The sequence below is a fragment of the Pseudomonas sp. RG1 genome, from assembly GCF_025910115.1.
Taxonomy (GTDB): Bacteria; Pseudomonadota; Gammaproteobacteria; order Pseudomonadales; family Pseudomonadaceae; genus Aquipseudomonas; species Aquipseudomonas atacamensis.
In genome coordinates this window covers 159,983-183,349 of the sequence record NZ_JAPCIK010000012.1, presented here as the reverse complement: position 1 = coordinate 183,349, position 23,367 = coordinate 159,983, and the positions used below count along the sequence as shown (strand labels likewise).

Genomic DNA, 23,367 nt, shown 5'->3' with positions numbered 1-23,367 from the left:
CAGGAAGCCTTGCAGACCCCATTAGCTTGACCATAAAAAAGACAATCGGAGACACGCCATCATGGCTTTGGATTTATTCGTCGTACTCATTTATGCCGCTGCGATGCTGATTCTCGGCTACTACGGCATGCGCAAGGCCAAGACCCACGAAGACTATCTGGTTGCCGGGCGTAATCTGGGGCCGTCGCTGTACATGGGCACCATGGCGGCGACCGTTCTCGGCGGCGCGTCCACCGTCGGCACCGTGCGTCTGGGTTACGTGCATGGCATCTCCGGATTCTGGCTGTGCGCGGCACTGGGCTGCGGCATCGTCGCGCTGAACCTGTTCCTCGCCAAGCCCTTGCTGAAACTCAAGGTATTCACCGTCACCCAGGTCCTGGAGAAGCGCTACAACCCGATGGCGCGCACCGCCAGTGCGACGATCATGCTCGCTTACGCGCTGATGATCGGCGTGACCTCGATTCTGGCGATCGGCACCGTGCTGCAAGTGTTGTTCGGTCTGCCCTTCTGGATTTCCGTACTGCTGGGCGGCGGTATCGTGGTGACTTATTCAACGATCGGCGGCATGTGGTCGCTGACCCTGACGGACATCGTCCAGTTCGGCATCCAGACAGTGGGCCTGATGTTCGTGTTGTTGCCGATCTGCCTGTACCGCGTAGGCGGCTGGGATCAATTGGTCGCGCAACTGCCGGCGGCCAGCTTCAACTTCACCAGCATCGGCTGGGACACGATCATTACCTACTTCATGATCTACTTTTTCGGCATCCTGATCGGCCAGGACATCTGGCAGCGGGTGTTCACCGCCAAAAGCGAAAAAGTCGCCAAGTACGCCGGCACCTCGGCCGGGATCTACTGCATCATTTACGGTCTGGTCTGCGCCTTGATCGGCATGGCTGCGCATGTACTGATTCCGGATCTGGACAACGTCAACAACGCTTTTGCCGCCATCGTCAAAGTCTCGCTGCCTGACGGCATCCGTGGCCTGGTGATCGCTGCCGCACTGGCGGCGATGATGTCCACCGCCAGCGCCGGCCTGCTCGCCGCGTCCACCACCCTGACCGAAGACCTGCTGCCGAAACTGCGCGGCGGCAAACAATCCAACGTCGCGGTCAGCCGTCTGTTTACGCTGCTGACGGGGATCGCGGTGTTGGGCATTGCTCTGGTCGTCAATGACGTTATCAGCGCGCTGACCCTGGCTTACAACCTCTTGGTCGGCGGCATGCTGATTCCGCTGATGGGCGCGATTTTCTGGAAGCGTGCGACTACCGCCGGGGCGATCAGCGCGATGACGCTGGGCTTTATCACGGCGCTGGTGTTCATGGTCAAGGACGGCATGGACGCGAACTCGCCGATCTATTACAGCCTGGGTGTCAGCCTGGTGAGCTTTGTACTGGTCAGCCTGTTCTCGCCGCGCCCGGCGACCGTGGCAACGGCGGTGTGAATCGACTGTAACGAGGTGATGTTTTCTTCAGCGGGTGTGGCGTCGGTGGCCACACCCGTTTTTTTCGCTTGGCGATAAGCAAAAGATCGCAGCCTTCGGCAGCTCCTACACTTTGTAGAAACTGCCGACGGCTGCGATCTTGAAATCTCTGATCGCAGATATTAACGGCGACGTGGCTGGCGTCGGCGCTGTTCGTCGTCCGTGCGAATCGGTACCGGTTGCAGAGGCGGTTCGATCAAACCGAGGGCAACTCCCAAATCGTGCAGCCAGTTCTGGATTTTCTCTTTCATCGTCATGCCCCCTTCAGGGTGGTGCTGAGCGGCCGGAATTCTGAGGCCGCTTCGCACTGATAATAGTCCGAAGTCCTACGCAATGCTCGGCCAAATCCGCAATGATCTGTTACTGAATTGAACAGAATCTGTTGCGATTGGTTCACGCGGTTTCCCGCACTTCATGCAAAGCCACGGGATAGACCGCTTGCTGCACGTCGATCCAGGCATTCAGGTTGGCCCCGGCCATACCCTTGCGCCACATGAGCCATGTTGTCGCACCCGCGAACGGCTCGGCCAACGGATGCACGGCGACGCTTTCGCGACCCGGCAGGCTGGCCAGCATCGACTCGGCCATCAACGCCACACCACTGCCGGCAATCACACAGGCGAGCATGCCCTGATACGACTCAATCTCCATCGGCCGGCCCATCGCCGCGTGGTAGTGAGAGAACCACGCTTCCAGACGCATGCGATATGAACAGCCCTGGCGAAAAGTGAACACCGAGCGCCCTTCCACGTCCCGCGCGGTGCGTACTGGCGGATGGTCGATTTCAGTGATCAGCACCAGCCGCTCCTCGCACAGCGGCACGCCATCGAGCCCGGCCAGCTCCAACGGTCCGTCGACCAACGCCGCGTCGAGGCGGCCGGTGAGCAACCCTTCGAGCAATTCCCCGGTCGGTGCCGATTGCACCTGCAAATTCACTGTCGGGTATTGCTTGTGATACCGCGCCAGCAGCGCCGGCAGATGGATCGCCGCCGTGCTGTACATGGTGCCCAGCACGAAGTCGCCGACCGGTTGCCCGCCCATCACCGCCGCACTGGCCTGATCGCGCAGAGCGAAAAGTTTGCCGGTGTAGTCGAGCAGCACCTTGCCCGCCGGCGACAGCTGCAAGCGCTGCCGTTCGCGGACGAACAGTTCGACACCCAACTGCTCTTCGAGCTGTTTAAGCCGCGTCGACAGATTTGATGGCACCCGATGCAAGCGCTCGGCGGCGCGGGTGATCGAGCCTTCCTCGGCGACCGCCTGGAATATCCGCAGTTGGCTGAATTCCACTATCTTCTCCTGAACAGAACAAGTTACTCACTATTATTCAATTTTAAAGAAAGTCAATCGATCCTAGCCTGACGGTCATTGCTGCTTTGAAGGAAGCCCGACCATGTCGCCGCTGATACGTTTATCCGCCTGTTTCGTTGCCCTGATGATGGCCATGGGCATTGGCCGTTTCGCCCTGACACCTCAGATGCCCCACCTGCTCAGCGAAGGGCAGATCGACCTCACCGCCGCCGGGCTGATCGCGGCGGCCAACTACTTCGGCTATCTGCTCGGTGCTGTGGACGCGATGTTCGCCCAGCGGCCACAGCAGGTGCAGCGTCGCCTGCATGGCGGGCTGTGGCTGTGCGTGCTGCTGACACTGGCGTCGTTCTGGGCCAACGGTTTCTGGTCGCACCTGCTGCTGCGCTTTGGCACCGGGGTAGCGAGTGCCTGGGTGCTGGTGATGATCACTTCACTCGGTCAGCCGCTGGCGGCGGCAGCGGGTCGCCCGCGCTGGGGTGCTCTGGTTTTTGCCGGGCCGGGTCTGGGGATTTTTCTCACAGGCTTGCTGGCGCTGGTCTCACACCGCTTGCAGCAGACATCGGCAACCCTGTGGCTGATTTACGCAGCCGCCGCGTTGCTGATGATGCTCGGCGTCTGGCGGTTGTTACCGCAGCCCACGGTGGTAGCGAGGCCAGCAACAACCCATGTGAACCCAGCGAATCGCGGCATTGCCCGGCTGGCGCTGGTATATGCGCTGTACGGCATCGGCTACATCATTCCGGCAACGTTCCTGTCGCAGATGGCCAATGCGCAGTTTCATGGCCAGTGGCAGGCGGATCTGTTCTGGCCGTGTTTTGGCCTCGGCGCGGCGATCGGTGTGTGGTTGGTGAGTCTGCGCCGGCATGATCCCGAGACCACGCGGCACTGGCTGATGGCGACGTTGTGGCTGCAAGCGGCCGGAGTGTTCGCCTGTCTGCTGGGCAGCGGCGTCGGCCTGGCGCTGGGGGTGATCCTCTGCGGCACACCGTTTCTGGCGTGCATGCAACTGGTCATGCAGCGTTCGCGAGAGCTGGCGCCCCACGCCACTCAGCGCAACGCCGGGATGCTCACGGCGTGCTTCGCTGTCGGCCAGCTGAGCGGCCCGCTGCTGGCGGCGCTGAGCAGCCATTTCAGCGGCGGCTTGCAGCCGGCGCTGCTGATCGCCGGTGCCGGCCTGTTGCTGGCCGGCGCGCTGGCGATGCAGGCCAGGGCTACTGGCCCAGCGCCTTGCGCAAACGCCGACGCAGCCACTGTTCGGCGCTGACGAAAGTGATGCCGAGCAGCACCAGCACGGCGCCGATGACGAAGTTCAGGCTCAACTGTTCGCCGAGCAGCAGCACGCCGAAGGTCACGCCGAACAACGGCGTCATGAACGAGAACACCGCAAGGTTGGCCGCCAGATAACGGCGCAGCAGCCAGAACCACACCAGGTAGCTGAAGAACGACACCACCAGCCCTTGGAACAGCACACTGGCCACCGCCACGGTAGTCAGGCTGACGTGGGTGATCTGGCCGCTGAACAACGCGATCAACAGCAGACCGATGAAACCGACCAGCAACTGATAGAACAGGGTCAATGTCACCGGCGCTTCCGACAGTCGCGAGGCGCGCACCACCACGGTGGTCGCGCCCCAACAGGCGCCGGCCAATACGCCGAAGGCATCGCCCAGCAGCATGCGCCGATCAAGGTTGTCCCACGACACACCACCGGCGAAGGCAATCGCGATGCCGATGAACGCCAGCAGAATCCCCAGCCATTGCAACGGGCGCAACCGCTCGCTGGCCAGCAGGAAATGCACGCCGAGTGCGGTGAAGATCGGCGCGGTATACAAGAACACCGACATATGCGCGGCGGTAGTCAGTTGCAGGCCTTCGGCGATGAACAGAAATTCCAGACCAAACAGCGCACCGGCCAGCAAGCCGCCGCGCCAGGTGCTGCCGACCTGATCCCAACCGCCCTTCCAGCAGATCAGCAAACCGACCAGCAAGGCAGAAATCCCCGAGCGCCCCGCCGCTTGCATCACTGGCGCGATGTCCGTTGCCGCCCATTTGATCAGGACTTGCTGCACACCCCAGATCAGGCACAGGCCGATCATCACTTGCAGGGCAAAACCGTCGGCATTGCGCCGCTCGGCACTCACCGCAACACCTCGAACACACACAACATGGCAGGCCATCCAATGGTCAGAAAACAGTGTCGGGGATTATCAATCAGTCGCGCGGAAAAAGCCGTCTGGAAAAGACATTAAGTTGGTCAGTGGCGTCAGCGCTGAATGGTTGACGGCTGCGCCGTCATTCGCGAGCAGGCTCGCTCCCACAGAGGGTTCGGTGAACACGTGGGAGCGAGCCTGCTCGCGAAGAGACCAGCATTGCCAACACAACTGCCGGATCAGCTCAGGCAAACCGCTTCGCCACCAAATAGCCCACCGTGCAAGCAACCGCCGTCGCCACTGTCCCCCACGCCCAGTCCATCAAACTCACCTGCACCGACCAGTCGCGCAAGGTCGCCCAATTGGTCAGGTCATAAGTGCCGTAGGCCACCAGCCCCAACAGCGCACCCAGCTTCGCCGCCCTCTGCCAGCTCAGCGCCGGCAACACGACAAACACCACGCAGCCAATAACGTACAGGCAATAAAAAACCGCTGCGGGCAACAGCAGCGGTTTTTCCAGCATCAGCGAACCGAGCAGTTCGCGATAGGTCGGCGCCATCAGCAGCCCGAGCCAGATGCCGTCGAGCAGCAGAAACGTCAGCAGCGTTGCGACGTAAGCGATCAGCGCCTTTTTCATCGATCCAACCTCTTGTGTGGCCTGCAACATGGGCCACTCAAGGCTCAGGTTAGTTCAATGCGATCGGCGTGAATGACGATCTTGCCTTCCTTGTACAGCGAACCGATGGCTTTCTTGAAGTTGCCCTTGCTGACGCCGAACAGGCTGCTGATCAGTGCCGGATCACTCTTGTCACTGACCGCCAGGGTGCCGTCGTTTTCGCGCAACTTGCCGAGGATCTTCGAACTCAGACTGCTCGCCGCTTCCTGACCAACCGGTTGCAGGCTCAGGCTGATCTTGCCGTCGGCGCGCACTTCCTTGATGAAGCCTTTCTCGCGCATGCCCGAACGCATGAACTTGAAGATCTCGTTCTTGTGAATCAGGCCCCAGTGCTTGTTGTTGATGATCGCCTTGAAGCCCATGTCGGTGGCTTCGGCTACCAGCAGATCAACTTCCTGGCCCGGGCTGTAGGTGGCCGGGGTCTTGTCCAGGTAACGATCGAGGCGCGCGGTGGCGGTGATGCGGCGCGTGTGTTTGTCGAGGTAGACGTGCACCACGCAGTATTCGCCGGCAGTCATCTGGCGCTTTTCTTCCGAGTACGGCAGCAGCAGATCTTTCGGCAGGCCCCAGTCGAGGAACACGCCGATGCTGTTGACTTCAACCACTTTCAGACTGGCAAATTCGCCGACCTGAACTTTCGGTTTTTCCGTGGTGGCGAGAAGTTTGTCTTCGCTGTCCAGATAGATGAATACGTTGAGCCAGTCTTCATCTTCGCTGGGAATATCTTTGGGGATATAACGGTTGGGCAAAAGAATTTCGCCATCGGCACCGCCGTCCAGATATAAACCGAAGTTAGTGTGTTTAACCACTTGCAAACTGTTGTAACGCCCGACTAAAGCCATTTCCGAAACCCTCAATACGTGGGCGGCATTCTACCCGTTTTTGCCGCCAACGTCGGGCGCCAGATCCTCGCAGCGGAAAATCTGCGTCAACCTGTCGATTTTGCTTGATCACTGCCCTACGGGGTGCCGCTCGTCAGTCCGGTCCGACGCTTCAAAGCCGCGCTGATTTGCCTCACTTCAATTAAATGTTCTCATTTAAAACAGCAGGTTAGCTGCTTATTACGAGTGAGCGGCCGGTAATAATGCAGCGTTACGGTTGGATAATCCGGGGGATATTTACCAAGCTATTGTCAAGTTATTCCTGTACGATGCCTGGCCGAGTTACTTTTCTAAAGGTTAATGGCCGCCATGCGTGTAAAAGCATCCACCAGCAAAGCAAAGCCAGCTCCAGCCGTTGAAACCAGCGAATCGATCAACGATCAGATCGCAGCATTCCTCAAGTCCGGCGGCGAGATCCAGCAAATTGCCAAAGGCGTCAGCGGCCAGACATTCGGCCCGTCCAAGCAGATCAGCCTGGGCAAGAAGTAATACCGGTTTCACCCCGTCCAGAGGCGCTTTGAGCTTCGAAGCGCCTGGACTGGCACCGTGCAACACCCCTTCGCTTTAAACAAAAATTCCCGAAAATCGACGAACGGCCATCAATGCCGGGCATTCGTCGGTATCCTTGCACGCGTCTAGATCAAGCGTTTCAGCAGGCCTTTGCCCTGCGCTCGCGGTTCATGGAGTGACGCATGCGCCCATTTCCCTGTTTATTGTTCGTCAGCCTGCTGTCAGGCGCGACCGCGCACGCGCAGGTTTTTCAGGGTGAACTGGGTGACTTCGATCTCAAGCTCGGCACTACGCCCAGCCGCAGCATGGCCCAGGGCCTGGTGAAACCGGCGGCGGTCGGCTCGTTCCACGGTGGCCTTGATCTGAGCCACGACAGCGGCGTGTATTTCGGCCAGTACGCGCCGAGCATGGGCATCAGCCCGGGCAAGAACCTCGAGATCGATTCCTATGTCGGCTTCAAGCAGCCGTTCGATCAGGTGCTCGGCTATGAAGTCGGGATGATCCATTACAGCTACCCACGCGTGGACACCCTCGACAGCCAGGAGCTGTTTGGTGGCCTGACTCTGCTCGGCAGTCGCTTCGGCATTGCCCTGAGCAACGACCCGGATAAACAGAACAACACCTTGTTTGCCGACCTCACTGGCAATCAGCCGTTCGGCATTGGCGTGAGCATGAAATACACCACGCACCAGTTGAATACACCGGCGGCGGTGGACGGTGGCTATATCAGCAGTTTCACTGATTGGTCGGTGAAACTGTCGCGGCCGTTCATGGGCGTCGATCTTGATCTGATCTACAGCGACTCCAGCCTCAGCGGCAGTGATTGCTCGGCCTATTCCGGGCACAACAGCGAGTGCGACGGCCTCGTCACCCTCAAGGCTGTACGCACGTTCTATTGATCGGCTGAACTGCCGCGCGCATCCTGCATCACATAAGAATCAGATTTCCGACGCCAGGCTCTCGCAAGGATTTGCCCATGTCTCGCTGGTTCAAACAGATTGCCGCCCTGCTGATCTTCACCCTCGCCCTCGGCGCTTGCAGCCGCGTGGGCCTGGCCTACCGCAACCTCGACGTAATCATCCCGTGGTCGCTGAGCGACTACGTGGACATGAACGGCGAACAGAAAGACTGGTTCAATGAACGCCTCAAGGAACATCTGAGCTGGCACTGCACCACGCAGTTACCGGGTTACCTCGACTGGCTGGACCGTCTGCAGGCCATGGTCGAGAGCAATCAGGTCAGCGACGCCGCGCTGCAGGAGCGCACTGCCGAAGCCAAGCAGGCCATCGCCGATACCGCCCGGGAAATCACCCCTTCGGCCATCGAGCTGCTGCAAGGCCTGGACGATAAACAGGTGGCAGAAATGAACGACGCGTTTGCCAAGGATTTGCGCAAACGTCAGCAGGAATACGTGAAACCGCCGCTAGCCCAGCAGATCAAGGAACGCGGCAAGCGCATGGAAAAACGCTTGAACGACTGGCTGGGTCCGCTCAGTGACACGCAGAAACAACGCGTTGTGGCTTGGACCAATGCCTTGGGCGACCAGAACACCCAATGGATCGCCAACCGCGCGCACTGGCAGCAACAGTTCAGCGCCGCCGTTGCGCAACGCCAAAGCCCCGAATTCCCACAACGCATCGAGACACTTCTGGTCAATCGCGAGCGCTTGTGGACAGCGGACTACCGCAAGGCCTACGCCAACACCGAAGCCCAGGCGCGCTCGCTGTTTGTCGACTTGATGGCCGAGAGCACGCCGCAACAGCGTCAGCGTTTGTTGAAGAAAATCGAGGGAGTGCGCAAGGACTTCAATGACCTCAAGTGCCTGAAGGCCGCGCAGAAACCTTGAAATCACTGGAATCCAATGTGGGAGCGAGCCTGCTCGCGAAAGCGGAATATCAGACAGATCAGATGTCACTGACAGACCGTATTCGCGAGCAGGCTTGCTCCCACAGGGGATTTCACTGGCTCAGGCGATTTGGGCTTTTGAGGCGACCTCATCAAACGTCACCTCGTTCAGCGCATCCTCCTGCTCATCCAGCACCTGACGCGGATGGTCGTTGCCGGGGATGCTGCTGTCGATCAGGCTCAGCAGGCTGGAGCCGCGCGGGGTCAGAATGAAGTTGTTGCCAGTACTGCCCTCGTGATCCGGCCGCGGCTCGATGAATCCGCGCTCCAGCAACATCTTTTCATAATCACAGGCCAGGGTTTTCAAGTGATCGAGATTGTCGATCGGCTCGCCGGCGCTGGCTTTCTCGGCCGCGTGGTCTTCGGCATACGCGCGGGGAGCGAAGCTGTGGCCAGCGCTGTTCTGCACTTCATGCAGCAAACGTTCAATCAAATCCCAGTTATAAGTCGTCATCCTGATCCAACCTCCGGTGCGGGTGATTTTGTGCCGCTTTCAAGGTTGTGACCGAAGCGCTGCGCAGCCGTTCAGCAGTATTTCCGGACCCGACCGACCGGCGGCTGTCGATTCCCTCTCACGATGAACGACTAGGCTGAAACAGCCGGTTCAACCCGCAGGAGACATCGTCATGAACGTTACAAACCATCCGGTGGTATCACGCGAAGAATGGCTCGCCGCCCGTCAGCAGCATCTGGCCCACGAAAAAGCCTTCACCCGAGACCGCGATCGCCTCAGCGCCGAGCGCCGCGCCCTGCCGTGGGTGAAAGTCGACAAGGACTATCATTTTCAAGGGCCGAACGGCGAGCTCAAGCTCAACGACCTGTTTGGCAACAACAGCCAGTTGATCATCTACCATTTCATGTTCGCCAAAGGCTGGGAGCAAGGCTGCCAGGGCTGCTCGTTCCTCAGCGACCACATCGACGGCGCGAACCAGCACCTGACCCATCACGACGTCGCGGTGGTTGCAGTTTCCCATGCGCCATTCAACGAGTTTCAGGACTTCAAAAAGCGGATGGGCTGGAAGTTCGGCTGGGTTTCGTCAGAAGGTTGCGATTTCAATTACGACTTCGGCGTCTGCGCCCGGGCTGAAGACGTGGCCGAGGGCAAGGCTACCTACAACTACGAAAAAACCGACAGCGCCGAGGAAGAAATGCCGGGGCTGAGCGTGTTCTATCGTAATGACGAAGGCGAGATTTTTCACACCTATTCCACATACGCGCGCGGTCTGGACATGCTGGTTGGCGCTTACCACTATCTGGATCTGACGCCCAAGGGCAGGAATGAAGACGAGATCATGGAATGGGTTCGGCATCATGATCGGTATGAAGGCGGCAACCAATCAGACTGCTGCCATCGTCAGTAATCGACAGGGCAGCCGCAACCGGAAGTACCCGGGCTGAGCCCGAGTACTACTACAGGCGACGGTGTCATTGCCTGGCTTCCCGCTTGGTCTGTTCAATCAATGGCCGATACTGGTCATATAGCGCACCATAGTTGACAACCAATGCCGGGGGCATGGTGCCGAGGTTTTCAATCAGCGTCATATCCATGCCACCTTTGGCAATGATCAGCTTATCCATCCAAGTATCATGCAAGGTGGCAAAGGCATTCATCCCCGGTACCGAGTTGGCAATATTACTGATCAAAGTGCCGTGGCAGACAGCCAGCAACGATGCACACTCTTTATTCAGACCAATATTCTTGCCCTCGACCCATTCGCCATTGATCCATTCGCGAGGCACCAGACCATCTTCAAGCTGCGTGAATTCCGGGCCACCTGGGCGATCTTCGCCTGGGCGGATGTCCGGTCCACGACCGGTCCAGTACGCATAGATTTCTGCCAGCGCCCCCGTGCCGGCAATGGTCAGCCAAGACTTGTCGCTGCCGTCGCCAGTCAGCAGCCCCTTGAGTGCGGTATTGACCGCATAAGCCTTGAGTCGCTCGGTGACACTTTGAGTGATCAGGTTGCCCTGCGGCCCGACCACTTTCCCCCAAGTGTTGGTATAGGAACCGGCGCCGGCAATGATCGCCGCCGTGACATAACTCTTGATGTTTTCTTCCGAAAGCACGTCTTTGAGTGTGTCAGCGAGATTGCCCTTGTTGTTGATGGCGCTGACCGCCGCCGTACTGGCCATTGAGGTAATCACCGCAGTCAAGGCAACGTTGCCAACGCCGGCAGCGGTGGTCGCTGTCGCTGCCGCGAAGGTCGATCCGGTACCGGACGCCAGAGTGCCGCCGACTGCCGCGCTCGCTGCGCCCGCCGTCAACACCGTAACAATGATCGCCACGGCAATCGCGGCGCCCATGCCCATGCCGGAACTTTCGTAATCCCACTGGTCATGCACTTCCTTGATCATGCGCCAGTCGATGTCGCCGCGGTTCTGCATGTCCTTGAGCCATGCCAGTTGCGGGTCAGCCTTGACCATCGCATCGATGCTATCGGCCACGGTTTTCTGGGTGACTTCCTTGACGTCGATACGAATGTCGCCGGCCGCCTTGATAACGATGTCACCGGCCGCCAGCAAATGACTCTGGCGAATACTTTCATCGGTCTGCCCGGCGCCTTTGGCCGAGGTCCAGGCCAGACTGCTCTTGCTTTTCTCGTGGCTCTCCTTTTTCAGGTCGGTGACACTCTCGAAGCTCAGGTCACCGCCGCTGCTGATGGTCAGGTCCTTGCCAGCCTTCAGGCTGGCTGCCTGATAGAGCTGATCACCGCCACTGGCGATCGTCAGATCGCCGCCACTGCTGATTTCACTGCCGATGTGGGTAACCGTGGTCACCTCGTCACGCCGGGTTTCCTTGCGTCCCAAACTGCCTTTTTTCTTTTTGTCGTACAGCGAATAGTCATAATCCTCGGCAGCCAGCACGTTGATGTCGTTGCCGGCGAACAGATAGGCTTCGTCGCCTGCGGTGATCCGGCTCGACACCACGGTCAGGTCTTTACCTGAGGTGAACCCGGCCTTGCCACCGGCACTGATTGAACTGGCAATCTGATCGATGTGGTCTTCCTGCGCGGTGACCTTTTTCGATTTGTAATAGGAGTGGGATTCCTCTTCGGCCGAGGCGATCAACAGATCACGGTCGGCGCTCATGCCGATATCACGCTGGGCGCTGATCTGACTGCCAATCACCGACAGATCCCGACCGGCATTGACCGTCAAATCCCGACCGGCCGTTGCAGTCGAACCGACCTGGTGAACGCTGCTGGTAGTGGCGCCGGTAAACGCGGAGTTGTTGCTTTGCGCCGATACGATGCTCGCGTCGCGTCCCGCCTCGATCACGGTATCGCGCCCACTGGTCAGGGCGCTGCCGGTACTGATGAAGTCGCGGCCGGCACTGGCTTTCAGATCATTGCTGGCCTCGATGCGCGATGCATTGTCGAGGTACTCACTATGCTGCGAGTAGCCCTGTGAGGCAAAACCGCTGCTGGTCACCGTGCGCTCGTTGATTATGTCGCCCTTGACCGCGACCAGATTGACATCGCGCCCGGTGATGATGCCGCCCGATTGGTTGACGATGCTGTTACCAGCCAGTAAATCGAGACGGTTGCCCGCCTCGATCAGGCCGCTGTTGACCAAGTCATTGCCAGCGGCTGCGGTCAGGTTATTACTGGCACGCAGGGTGCCGGTGTTATGCAGATCCTCGCCGGCAATCAGTTTCACGTTGGTGCCCTGGATCAACGCGCCATTGGGCGCCAGGCGATTATTGGCCTGCGCCAGATAGAGCACCGGCACCAGCACTTTCTCGCCATTCACTTCGTGTTCTTCGAGCCAGACGATGTCGTGGGTCAGCGCCGCCACCTGCTCGGCGGTGAGTGTCACCCCGACCGACAGATTGAGCTGATCCTTACTGGCAATGGCATTGTTCATCAGGTACTTGAACAAGCCTTCATCGGAAGTCTGACCATCGATGAATCGCTGCCCGGTGCGCTCGACCACCGCCTGCTGGATCAAGCGCTGTTCGTACAAACCATCGCCCAGGCGCTTGGCACTCTGGTCGGGATCGTAACCGAGGTTGGCCAGCAGATAATCGGAACTCATGAACTGCTTAAGCTCGGTCAGGACCGGGTTGGTTTCAATCAGATACTTATGCGCGTTCGAAGGGGCCCGGGTATCGGGCAACCCCTGAACCCGGGCCAGTGTCTGGCTGGCGTTGTCCTTGAGCGAAGTGCTCGGTGTGCCGCCCGACGGGCCGCCGCCGAACTGAACGCTGGTATCAATGGCGCTCTGGCCGCTGCTCGGATCTGCGCTTTTACGATCGACTGTGCTCAGTTGCCGATCAGTCACGCCGACCGGGTTGATCGCGTCGAACGTCAGTGTCCGTCCGCCGCCCGGCACATCAACCTGACGCAGAGTCTGCGTGACCGAGGCGCCGCCAATCGTCCAGTTCTGCGAACCACCGGGCAGCGGCGCCGCGCTTTCTGAACTGGCACCTTGACCGCTCAAGCGGAACAGGCCGTTCTGCCCGCTCGGCAATGCGAACCCGGGGGAGGCCAACGGGTTGACTTGTTGCTGCGCCAGGTCTGGCGGCAACTGGCGGTTGAGGCTGATAACGGTAGGTTTGGCCCCACCCCCCGCGCGCGTGTCGGCTGTCTTTCCCGGGCCTGCCGCGGTTGCACTGAACGACTTCAGCTCGCCATTACTGATGTTGTTGGTCGCGTTGATCGCTACGTTGCCACCGGCCTGCACAATCGCCGGGACGTAGGTCTTGCCCGCCGACTCGGTAATGACCGTCTGGAACGGCGTGGCGTTGATGATTTCCGCCGGCGCCTGCACGCGAACACCCGAAGCATATTGGGAGGCTCCGAAGACGATATCGCCGCCACCCCACACATCATTCGAATACGTGCCGATGTACTGTGTCCGGATTTCCCCAACATGCGGGTTGTTTCTGATCCAGGGTGTCACTTGGGACTCTACGCCACCGGCCGTCCAGAAACGGATGTCCTTGTTGTAGCCCGCGTCATTGTGGCTGTTGTAATTGACGATCTGATCCCACAACTCGGGCTTGGGCGCGCTGTTGGTGATGTACTTGAGCGACGAATAGCTGCCCAGCGAACTTCCGGAGTTGTTGAACGTATCGACATTGATGGTGATGTCGGACGACGCGGACACCGTGGAGTTGGAGTTGATGAATTCTGACCCGGTGACGCTCAGGTTACGTCCGGCGGTGATGCTGGATGCATCGGCATCCCCCGAGACTGTGACGTTGAACGTTTGCTGCCAGACCAGGTGTGAATCAACGTCCTCCATGTGCTTGGGCCGGGCTGAATCACAGTTGAAGCAGCGCACACCGATGGACGAAGAATCGCCCTCGGTGGTGGTGACGCTGAAGTTTTCCATCTTGTTGTTGACGACTGCCGACTTCAGCGACATGTCGCCGGTGGACTCGATGCGCCCGGACAGGTTGTCAACCCGGCCTGCACGGTCGGCGCCGTTGTAACCCAGTACATTGATGTCACCCAGGCTGTAGAGGTCGCTGTAGGTGTTGGTCAGGGTGCCGACCTGCAGATTCATATGACCACCGCTGAACAGCAGTGAACCCTGATTGACGCGGATGCGGTTGTTGCTCAGGTTCTGCGCGTTGATCAACATGTTTTTGGCACTGGCCAGGGTGCCGAGATTAATGACCGTACCGGCTCTGATTTCCATTGCATCGGCGGAGGTGAGCCGGCCCATATTGGTCAACGGGCCGCCCACATTGAGCTTGGTCAAACCGCCTCCAGCCACACTGGCAGCCTCGTTGACAGTCAGTTGCGCCGCGCCAAGCGTCAGGTCACCTACGCTTGAAACCCGGCCATTGCCGCCGTAACTGCCGGTCAGTTGCACATCCAGCGTGCCGTCACTGGCGATCAAGCCGTCGTTGTTCCAGTTGCCACCGCGCCCTTGCAGGTGCGTGGATGCCAATATCTGACCACTGGCAGTCTGGCTGAAATTGTTGACGTTCACGTTCAGCCGGCCTGCCTGAATCACGCTGGAGTTGCTCCAGCTATCAGCATTGAGTGTGAGCCCGCCGCGGGTGACGATGCTGCCGCCTGCGCCGGTGACATTGGCTGTGGAAATGTCAAACGTGCCCTCGCCCAGATGCAGCAGTTGCCCGCCGCTGTTCTGAAAGCTGCCGACGGCCAGCGTCAAATCGGTGTTGCCGGTTTCCACTACGCCGTTGCGATTGTCTAGCAGTCCGCCAATCTGGAACACGGTTTTGCCGCTGTTGCTCAGCGAGCGCAGCTTGCCGGTCTGGTTATCCAGACTGGCCGCCTGGACTGTCAGGATGGTGTCACTTTCGATGACACCGCCGCGGTTGTTCAAATCGTTGAGCAGAGCCAGATCGATACGATTAGCAGCGATTTGACCGACACTGTTGTCCAGTCGGCTACCACTCACGCTGAGCAGGTTTTTTGCGTAAATACCGCCGTTGCTGTTATCCATCGCCGCCGTGGTAATGCTCAAATCCGCGGCCTGCGCCGAAATCCGCCCGCCGCTGTTGCTCAACCCGGCCAGTGCGGTGAGTTTGAGGCCCTGCGCCTGAATGATGCCGCCCTGCCGGTTGTTATTCAGGTCGACGCCGTTGCGCAGGACGCCAACAGTGCGTGCTTCCAACAGGCCTTTTATGCTCGCCAGCACGCCGCCACGGTTGTCAATGCTGGCCGCGTTGACACTGACAGCGCCGGTTTCAGCAATGATTCTGCCGCTCTGGTTATCGAGGTCGGCGATGACATCAAGCGTCAAACCGTTCTGGCTCTGGATCGCGCCTTTGGCGTTGCTCAGACTGTTGGCCTTGAGTACCAGGCCGGCGGTCTGGCTGTAGATCAAGCCATCGGCATGATTGAGCACCGCCCCACTGGCACTGATGGTCAGATCGCCGCTGGCGGCAAGGGTGCCCTTGTCGCTGTTGTCCAGCGACTGCGTCTGCAGGTCCAGCGTGCTCTGGCTGATCAGTTGACCGTTGCGGTTGCCCAGATCGGTAACGCCTTTGATGCTCAAAGGCCCCGCGCCGGCCAGTTTGCCGGCGCTGTTGTTCAGTTGTCCGGAAAGCTTGAGGTTGATCGCCGCATCACTGACGATCTGCCCGCTACGGTTGTCCAGCCCTGTCGCGCTGACCTCGATCGCCTGTTGCGCATTGACCGTACCGCCGACGTTACTCAGTGCACCACTGTTGATATTCAGTGTCGCGCCGCTGTCGATCAGACCGCCCTGAGCGTTACTCAGCGTTCCATCCACTGCCAGTGTCTGGCCCTCGCCACTGCTGATAATGCCTTTGTCGCTATTGTCCAGACTGCCGGCCGAAACGTTCAGCGTGCCATGACTGACCAGCGCGCCAGAACCGCTGTTGAGCAGTTCGCCCTGCAGTGCCACGCGCACATTGCCGTTGCGACTGGAGAGCGTGCCACCGGCGCGGTTATCGAGGCTGGCACCTTTGACGATCAGACCTTCCCAACCTGAAATCAGGCCGTTGCGGTTGACCAGAGCCGTACCGTCGACGGTCAGTTTCTGGCTGCTGATCAATTTGCCAGCGTTGTTGATCACGGTCCGTGCAACCACGTCGAATCCGAGGCTGCTGGAGATTTCGCCACTGTCGTTATTGAGATCACGCAGACGTTCAAGGGTCAGCAAGCCGTTGGCTGTGAGCAAACCGTTGCGGTTGTCGAGGTCACCACCGGCCAGGTTCACCGTGACGGCCTTTTCCCCCAGCAGCCGGCCGCTATTCTGGGTCAACGCGTTCAGCGCGAGATGGATATCGTCCTTGGCCGACACCTCGCCGCCGTTGCTGGAATCCAGAGTGGTTCCGGTCAGTGACAAAGTCCCCCGGCTGTTGATCAAACCGTTGTTACGGTTGTTCATCGCCATGGCATTTAACTTGATGGCGTCCACCGCCAATATCATCCCGCCATCATTATTCAAATCGCCGCTGCTGATGTGCAGCGCCGTATCGGCGTTGATCACGCCACTGGCATCGTTGCGCAACATGCCGTCGACGGCCAGATCAAAATTGCCTCGGCTATCCAGGCTGCCACCGCTGTTGTTCAAACTGCCGCTGCGCACGTCAATCGACGTCGCACCGATGACGCCTTTGACGTTATTCAGCGCATTGGCAATGCGTAACGTCAGACCCTGGCTGCTTAACAGCTTGCCGTTGCTGTTATCCAGACTTTGCGCAGTCAAGGTGAAGGCTTGTTTGCTGGAAATCTCGCCCCCCTGATTAATGACGCCGTTCAGTTGTTTGAGCAGCAAGGCACCGGGCGCGTTGATAAAGCCATTCTGGTTGTTCAACTGGCCATTGTTCATGTCCAGGCTCAGACTGGTTTTGCTGAACAATTGGCCGCCCTGCTGGTCAAGGCCGGTCACCGATGCGGTCAGCGCATCTTCGCTGCCGATACGTCCTCGGTCACCGTTATTGACCAGAGTGGCCTGCAGATCCAGCGTGCTGGCGCTGTTGAGTTGCCCGGACTGACTATTGTCAAACATTCCGGTGTTGACCGTCACCGCGCCCTTGGCGCTGATCGTGCCGTTGTGACTGTTATCCAGACGGGTACTGGCGAGCTTGAGCGCGCCATCGGTCACCAGTGAACCGCCCTGATTATCGACCGCGGCCTGACTGTCGAGCGTCAGATCTTCAGCGCTCGACAAACTGCCCTGGGTGTTGCTCAGTTGCGCCGTTTTGACCGTCAACTGGCGTTCGCTGCTGACCTTGCCGTGGCTGTTGTCGAATGCACCGCTCAGATCCAGGTGCGCCTGCTGCAGGCTGAACAGATTGCCACCGCTGTTATCCAGCACGCGTCCGTGCAAATCGAGCAGGGATCGGGAATTGATCAGACCGCTGTTGCGATTGCGCAGCTGATCGATTGTCAGCGTGAGCGCCTGACCCGAGAAAATCTGTCCGGCATCGCTGTTGTCGACTTTGTCGGCGGCAATCGCCACGGTCGAGTGGCTGGTGATTTCGCCTCCACGATTATCTATATCGCCGCTATTGATAGTCAGGGCCTGCGTGGCCCCCAAAAGACCACCCAGGCGATTATCGAGTGTTTCGGCGGTCAGACCGAGGACGCCGGTGGCAATCAGCTGGCCTTTCTGGTTATTCAGGCTCTTTGCGTTGACGGTGGCATCGGACTTGCCGGCGATGTTGCCACTGGCGTTATCCAGAGTCTGCGCAGTAAGCGTGAGTTGTCCGTCGGCAATGACTGTACCGAGCTGGTTGGCAAGGGTTTTGTCGGTGACCAGCAACAACTCGCCGCGACTGCTGATCAAGCCTTCGTGGTTGTCGAGACTGTCGCTATGACTGTCCAGTGATGCACCGGCCATAATGCCTTTGATGTTGTTCAGCGCTTGCTCGATCCGCAGGGTCAGATCCCGCTGGCTGAGCAGTTTGCCACTGCTGTTATCGAGGTCATGCGCTGCCAGCGTGAAGGCTTGCTGACTGGAAATTTCACCGCCCTGGTTGTTCACGCCGTTGAGGTTTTTCAGCAACAACGCACCGGGTGCGTTGATCAGACCTTTCTGGTTGTTCAACTGGCCGTGGTTCAGATCAAGGGTCAGATCGGCCTTGCTGAACAGTTCACCGCCCTGCTGATCCAGCCCGCTGACAGACATCGTCAAGGCCTGCTGGCTGGCGATTCGTCCTGAGCCGTTGTTGACCTGTTTGGCCTTGATATCCAGCGCAGCACCACTGATCATCTGACCGCTATGGCTGTTATCGAAGTCGCCGCTGTCAAGTCGGGCGCCTGCCTTGCTGGAGATCAAACCTTTCTGGCTGTTATCGAGACGGTCGCTTTTGAGGGTCAAAGTACTGTCAGTGCTGATCGAACCCGCTTGATTGAGCAGATCGCCACGACTGTGCAACAGCAGCTCACCGGCACTGCCCAGACTCCCGGCACTGTTGTCGATACGACCGGCACGAATGGTCAGTGCACCCTCGCTGCTGACGAGGCCCTGGACGTTGAGCAAGGCTTCGTCAAGTGCAATGTCCAAGCCGTTGAGACTGTCAAAATTGCCGTTGCTGTTATCCAGCACGCGGCCCTTCAGCGTCGCCGCCCCTTTGACACTGATCAAGCCTTGGTTCTGGTTGTTGACGGAAGCGACTGCCAGCGTCAGGTTCTTGCCAGCGAGCACCTTGCCGGCGTCGGCGTTGTTCAGATGCTGTCCGGTGATGGTCAATGACTCGCTGGCAGAGAACTCCCCGGCGCGGTTGTCGATCTCTTCGACATTCACCGTCAATGCTTTCGTGGTTCCCACCAACCCGTTGTTGCGGTTATCGAGGGTCTTGCCGGTGAGGCTCAGGTTGCCCTGCGCCACCAGTGCACCGCCCTGCTGTTGCAAAAGACCAATCGTGGCGAGCAGATCACCCTGACTGGAAATACGCCCCAGCGCGTTTTGCACCTCGGCAATCGTGAGCGTGACCGGGCCGACAGCACTGATCAGGCCGCCGCTGTTATCCAGACGTATGCCGGAGTAAGCGATCGCGGCCTTGCCGCTGACCTTGCCTTTGTCGCGGTTGTCGAACTGACCGACACTCAGCGTCACTTGCTGATCAGCCTGAATCGTTCCGACGCGGTTATCCGCCGAATCACTGCGCAGTGCCAAGGTGGTTTTGCCAATGACTTTGCCATCGCGGTTGTCGAGACTACCGGTCTGCGCATCGATGGCGCCTTTGGCAGTAATCTCGCCCTTGTTACGGTTGTCGAGCAATCCGCTGACACGCACGCTCAACCCACCATCGCTGACCAGCGCACCGGCATCTCGGTTATCCAGACTGGCTGCGCTGAAACTCACCCACTTTGCGGAACCGAGCACGCCGTCTCGGTTGTCCATGGCACCGCTGAGGTCGATATCCAGACCCAGATCGCCAAGAACTTGACCGCTGCGGTTGTTCGCCGAACCGGCGTTGAGCCGAGTGGTACCGCTGCTGGCAATCTCGCCGTTACTGTTGTTCAGTGCTGCCGCCGTGATGACGGTGGTTTGCCCACTGAGGCGGCCACCCTGGTTGTTCAGGCTCTGCGCGGCGCTCACCGTCAGGTTACGGCTGGCGGTCAGACTTTTACCGGTGTTGTCGAGGGTCTTTGCGATGAGGCTCAGATCACCAGTTGTGTTACGGCTGCCATCGGCGTTGACACCGGCTTCGATGGCACCGGTGTTGGTCAGTTGGCCGCCGGCGCTGAGGGAGACGTTGTCGCGGGCCGCGAGGGTCTGGCGGTTGGTCAGATTGTCTTGGGTTTGCATGTTGGCGCTGGTGCCGGCGTAAACCGGGCCGCGGGCATCGAGACTGGCGGCTTTGACGTTGACCGCGCCCGTCGCGGACGTATCGGCCAGACTCAACTGACCGTTGGCATCGAGCTGAATATCACCGCCACTGGCGATGAGTTTGCCATCGAGTTTCACCCCGACCCCGGCCTCGGTGCCGACCAGTTTGATCGCCCCGGCGTACATGCCACCGAGTGCCGCAGAGTCGATGGCCAGTTGCGGCTGGGCGCTGCCATCGTCGGCGCGGGCGGTGGCGTCGAGGGTTTGTGCGTTGACGTCGTTGCGCCCGGCAACAATCGTCAAATTCTGTGCCTGAAGTTGCGCGTTGATCTTTGCGCTGCGGGTGATGATTTCGAAATGATCAACGTTGCTCGCATTAAGCCCGGTACCTTCGATGACCACAGAACCTTGATCAACCTGAAAGCGATCCAGCCGACCGTTCTCGAGTACCGGCTTACCAGTGGTCAACGTCACCCGTGGTGCGTTGATAAACCCGCAGCCGTTGCAGGTGATGCCGTACGGGTTGGCGACGATGACCCGCGCTGCCTGCCCCGCCACTTCGGTGTAGCCGCGCAATTGGCTCGGGTTGCCACTGATGACCTCGTTGAGAATCGCCTGCGCCGAACCGCTGCTCTTCAGGTTAGGGTTGCCGATGATGTGCCCGCCCAGTTGGGTGGCGGAAGTCTGTGTCGAGCCGTTGTTGAGGATGACGCCCTGGGCCCCAACGTTGTAATCATGAAACTGGTTGTGCGACAGACCGCTGGCATTGGGCGTGGCAATGTTGATGATCGGCACGCCGTTACCGGCGCGATCCAAAGACGTATTCGGGTTGGCCACTACAATGCCGTCGGCCTGTGCCCACATCGGTTGCCAGAACATGACGTTGGCCAGCAGGAACGCAAGCCCGCGCTTGGGAATCCCGCAGAAATGCGCGCCGTCTTGGAGGGCGTCGCGGCGTGGTTGCACGATAGAGGAGTGGTGGCGGACATCCATGTTGTGGGTCTCATGCAGCGGATTGATCGGCAAAATCGACAGACAAAACGATCCATACCCGGCCATAAATGAACCGGCCGGTAACAACGCATGACAAATTGGGGAGGGTTCGCCTTGGTCAGAACGTCCAAGGCTAGCGAAAACGAACGCAGAATTAGTCTGCGACAAATGCTTTCAGTCCCTCGAAAACACACACTGACATCAATGTGACACCCTGATAGTAGAGTGCCATCATTCTGACGTCAACAAGTCACCAACACGCTTTTTTCAATAACGCTCTAGGACGCGGCTTTTCGCTTGATCGCGGTATTTTTCTGAAGATCACCACTATTTGGTGACACGATTTAATCGTCAAACGTTTCAACAAGGAACTTTTCCGGTGCTTCAGACCTCAACCGTTCAACCCGCCTTAACCGGAACTGAGGCCTGCCCATGAAAACCCTGATCAAGCTGTCCCTCGCCGCCACCCTTGCCTGCGCCCTGCCCGTCTGGGCCTGCACGCCGGAAGAGGCGACGATCAAACGCGAACAACTGGCCAAGGAAGTCTCCAAGCTCACCGAGCAGAATCCGGAAAAGGCCAAGGAGATCAACGCCGAGTTGCAGAAAATGGATCTGGGCACGGCCAGCGCGGATCTGCCGGACAAGTGCCAGTTGATCGATCAGCGTTTGAAGGAACTGGGTTCGGCTGAGAAAAAGGCCGACAGTTGAGGCGAAAAAAAACCGGACAATGTCCGGTTTTTTTATGCGCGGTCTAAAGCTTACTCAGCCGCAGGTTCAGCTGGCTTGCGACGCTTGAGCGGGGCCATGCCGTCGCTGCTCACCAGAGAATCCGGCTTCGGACGGTTGACGCTCTTGCGCTTGGTTGGTGTCTTGGCGGCGGTTTTTTTCTTGTCGCCCTTGGCGTCGGTCTTTTTCTTCTTCACACCAACCGCTTTACCCGAAGCCTTGACCTTTTTAGGGCCGCCGTAGGTGCCTTTGACTTCCTTGATGGTGCGGCGCTCGAAGCTCTGCTTCAGGTAGCGCTCGATGCTCGACATCAGGTTCCAGTCGCCGTGGCAGATCAGCGAGATCGCCAGACCATCGTTGCCGGCGCGGCCGGTACGACCGATGCGGTGTACGTATTCGTCGCCGCTGCGTGGCATGTCGAAGTTGATCACCAGATCCAGACCGTCGACGTCCAGACCACGGGCCGCAACGTCGGTCGCGACGAGGATCTTCACACCGCCCTGCTTCAGACGATCGATCGCCAGTTTGCGATCCTTCTGGTCTTTCTCGCCGTGCAGCACGAACGCTTTGTATTCCTGAGCCACGAGGCGGCCGTAGATGCGGTCGGCCATGGCGCGGGTGTTGGTGAAGACGATGGCCTTCTGGTAGGTCTCGTTGGCCAGCAGCCAGTTCACAATCTGCTCTTTGTGCTGATTGTGGTCGGCGGTGATGATTTGCTGACGAGTCGTCGAGTTGAGCTGGCTGACGGCGTTGAGCTGCAAGTGCTCAGGGTTGTTCAGGACCTTGCCGATCATTTCGCGCAGGCCGGAACCGCCGGTGGTGGCGGAGAACAGCATGGTCTGCTGACGGTTCGGGCACTCGTCGACCAGACGCTGCACGTCCTCGGCGAAACCCATGTCGAGCATGCGGTCGGCTTCGTCGAGCACCAGCACTTCGACTTCTTTCAGGTCGAGGTTGCCGGCATTGAGTTGCTCGATCATCCGCCCCGGGGTGCCAATGAGGATGTCCGGCACTTTGCGCAACATGGCGGCCTGGACTTTGAAGTCTTCGCCGCCAGTGATCAGGCCAGACTTGATGAAGGTGAACTGCGAGAAGCGTTCGACTTCCTTCAAGGTCTGCTGGGCCAGTTCACGGGTCGGCAGCAGGATCAGCGTCTTGATGCTGACGCGGATCTTCGCCGGGCCGATCAGGCGATTGAGGATCGGCAGGACGAAAGCGGCGGTTTTGCCGCTACCGGTTTGCGCCGTCACCCGCAGATCACGCCCCTGGAGCGCCAGCGGGATGGCCGCGGCTTGCACTGGCGTTGGCTCGACAAATTTCAGCTCGGCCACGGCTTTGAGCAGGCGTTCGTGCAGGGCGAATTGGGAAAACACGGGTGCTACCTCGAAGATATGCAAAAAAACAGCTGCATAGGTTACCGGTTTCGAGCGCTCAGGCCGAGTTTCTTTGTGCAAACGCCGACAATCAGTGGTTTTTTGTTGCCCGATTTGTCACTCGCTGCAATAC

Annotated in this window: 15 protein-coding genes; 7 read left to right on the top strand and 8 right to left on the bottom strand. The window is 59.1% G+C overall.

Translation table 11 applies throughout. From position 1 onward, the window contains the following. Nucleotides 1–61: 61 nt before the first annotated feature. Nucleotides 62–1,441, top strand: coding sequence for a sodium:solute symporter (locus OK411_RS08430; RefSeq protein WP_110601986.1), 1,380 nt, complete (start codon nucleotides 62–64; stop codon nucleotides 1,439–1,441). Nucleotides 1,442–1,602: 161 nt separating this feature from the next. Here the strand turns inward: OK411_RS08430 and OK411_RS08425 are convergent, their stop codons facing one another. Both OK411_RS08425 and ptrR read right to left on the bottom strand, forming a co-directional pair. After that, nucleotides 1,603–1,731, bottom strand: a complete 129-nt coding sequence (locus OK411_RS08425; RefSeq protein ID WP_003184145.1) for a PA1414 family protein — start codon at nucleotides 1,729–1,731, stop codon at nucleotides 1,603–1,605. Between the two features lie 142 nt (nucleotides 1,732–1,873). Then, nucleotides 1,874–2,767: a putrescine utilization regulator PtrR gene (ptrR, locus tag OK411_RS08420; protein ID WP_264364730.1), complete on the bottom strand. Its 894-nt coding sequence runs from the start codon at nucleotides 2,765–2,767 to the stop codon at nucleotides 1,874–1,876. 103 nt (nucleotides 2,768–2,870) lie between these two features. Here ptrR and OK411_RS08415 point away from each other — a divergent pair, with 103 nt between their 5' ends. Then, a complete protein-coding gene (locus OK411_RS08415; RefSeq protein ID WP_264364729.1) occupies nucleotides 2,871–4,052 on the top strand; it encodes an MFS transporter in 1,182 nt (393 codons plus the stop codon). Here the strand turns inward: OK411_RS08415 and OK411_RS08410 are convergent. The 3 genes from OK411_RS08410 to OK411_RS08400 all read right to left on the bottom strand — a co-directional run bounded on the left by OK411_RS08410 (nucleotide 4,000) and on the right by OK411_RS08400 (nucleotide 6,456). Continuing rightward, nucleotides 4,000–4,929: a DMT family transporter gene (locus tag OK411_RS08410; RefSeq protein ID WP_041478962.1), complete on the bottom strand. Its 930-nt coding sequence runs from the start codon at nucleotides 4,927–4,929 to the stop codon at nucleotides 4,000–4,002. The two genes, OK411_RS08415 and OK411_RS08410, sit on opposite strands and share 53 nt — an antisense overlap. Nucleotides 4,930–5,182: 253 nt before the next feature. Next, nucleotides 5,183–5,575: a DUF2177 family protein gene (locus OK411_RS08405; RefSeq protein ID WP_122506025.1), complete on the bottom strand. Its 393-nt coding sequence runs from the start codon at nucleotides 5,573–5,575 to the stop codon at nucleotides 5,183–5,185. A 44-nt stretch (nucleotides 5,576–5,619) separates the two neighbouring features. Further along, complete coding sequence (locus OK411_RS08400) at nucleotides 5,620–6,456, bottom strand: S1 RNA-binding domain-containing protein (protein ID WP_016771157.1); 837 nt, start codon at nucleotides 6,454–6,456, stop codon at nucleotides 5,620–5,622. Between the two features lie 339 nt (nucleotides 6,457–6,795). On the opposite strand from OK411_RS08400, the gene OK411_RS08395 reads away from it, so the two are divergent. The 3 genes from OK411_RS08395 (at nucleotide 6,796) to OK411_RS08385 (ending at nucleotide 8,851) form a co-directional block, all read left to right on the top strand. Then, nucleotides 6,796–6,984: a hypothetical protein gene (locus OK411_RS08395; RefSeq protein WP_016985943.1), complete on the top strand. Its 189-nt coding sequence runs from the start codon at nucleotides 6,796–6,798 to the stop codon at nucleotides 6,982–6,984. Between the two features lie 203 nt (nucleotides 6,985–7,187). Then, complete coding sequence (locus tag OK411_RS08390) at nucleotides 7,188–7,904, top strand: TorF family putative porin (RefSeq protein WP_016771158.1); 717 nt, start codon at nucleotides 7,188–7,190, stop codon at nucleotides 7,902–7,904. Nucleotides 7,905–7,981: 77 nt separating this feature from the next. Beyond that, nucleotides 7,982–8,851 carry a DUF6279 family lipoprotein gene (locus OK411_RS08385; protein WP_264364728.1) on the top strand — a complete coding sequence of 290 codons (870 nt, stop codon included), beginning with the start codon at nucleotides 7,982–7,984 and terminating at the stop codon, nucleotides 8,849–8,851. Nucleotides 8,852–8,971: 120 nt separating this feature from the next. Here OK411_RS08385 and OK411_RS08380 read toward each other — a convergent pair whose 3' ends face one another. Beyond that, the gene (locus tag OK411_RS08380) at nucleotides 8,972–9,364 is read right to left on the bottom strand and encodes a transcriptional regulator (protein WP_217879513.1); all 393 of its coding nucleotides are present in this window, start codon (nucleotides 9,362–9,364) and stop codon (nucleotides 8,972–8,974) included. 172 nt (nucleotides 9,365–9,536) lie between these two features. Here OK411_RS08380 and OK411_RS08375 point away from each other — a divergent pair, with 172 nt between their 5' ends. Further along, nucleotides 9,537–10,271: a DUF899 domain-containing protein gene (locus OK411_RS08375; RefSeq protein WP_264364727.1), complete on the top strand. Its 735-nt coding sequence runs from the start codon at nucleotides 9,537–9,539 to the stop codon at nucleotides 10,269–10,271. Nucleotides 10,272–10,335: 64 nt separating this feature from the next. Here OK411_RS08375 and OK411_RS08370 read toward each other — a convergent pair whose 3' ends face one another. Beyond that, a complete protein-coding gene (locus OK411_RS08370) occupies nucleotides 10,336–21,135 on the bottom strand; it encodes a filamentous hemagglutinin N-terminal domain-containing protein (RefSeq protein ID WP_264364726.1) in 10,800 nt (3,599 codons plus the stop codon). A gap of 432 nt (nucleotides 21,136–21,567) precedes the next feature. On the opposite strand from OK411_RS08370, the gene OK411_RS08365 reads away from it, so the two are divergent. Then, nucleotides 21,568–21,843 carry a hypothetical protein gene (locus tag OK411_RS08365; protein WP_039761007.1) on the top strand — a complete coding sequence of 92 codons (276 nt, stop codon included), beginning with the start codon at nucleotides 21,568–21,570 and terminating at the stop codon, nucleotides 21,841–21,843. Nucleotides 21,844–21,893: 50 nt separating this feature from the next. On the opposite strand, the gene OK411_RS08360 is transcribed toward OK411_RS08365, so the two are convergent. Beyond that, nucleotides 21,894–23,234 carry a DEAD/DEAH box helicase gene (locus tag OK411_RS08360; protein WP_264364725.1) on the bottom strand — a complete coding sequence of 447 codons (1,341 nt, stop codon included), beginning with the start codon at nucleotides 23,232–23,234 and terminating at the stop codon, nucleotides 21,894–21,896. Nucleotides 23,235–23,367 lie beyond the last annotated feature (133 nt).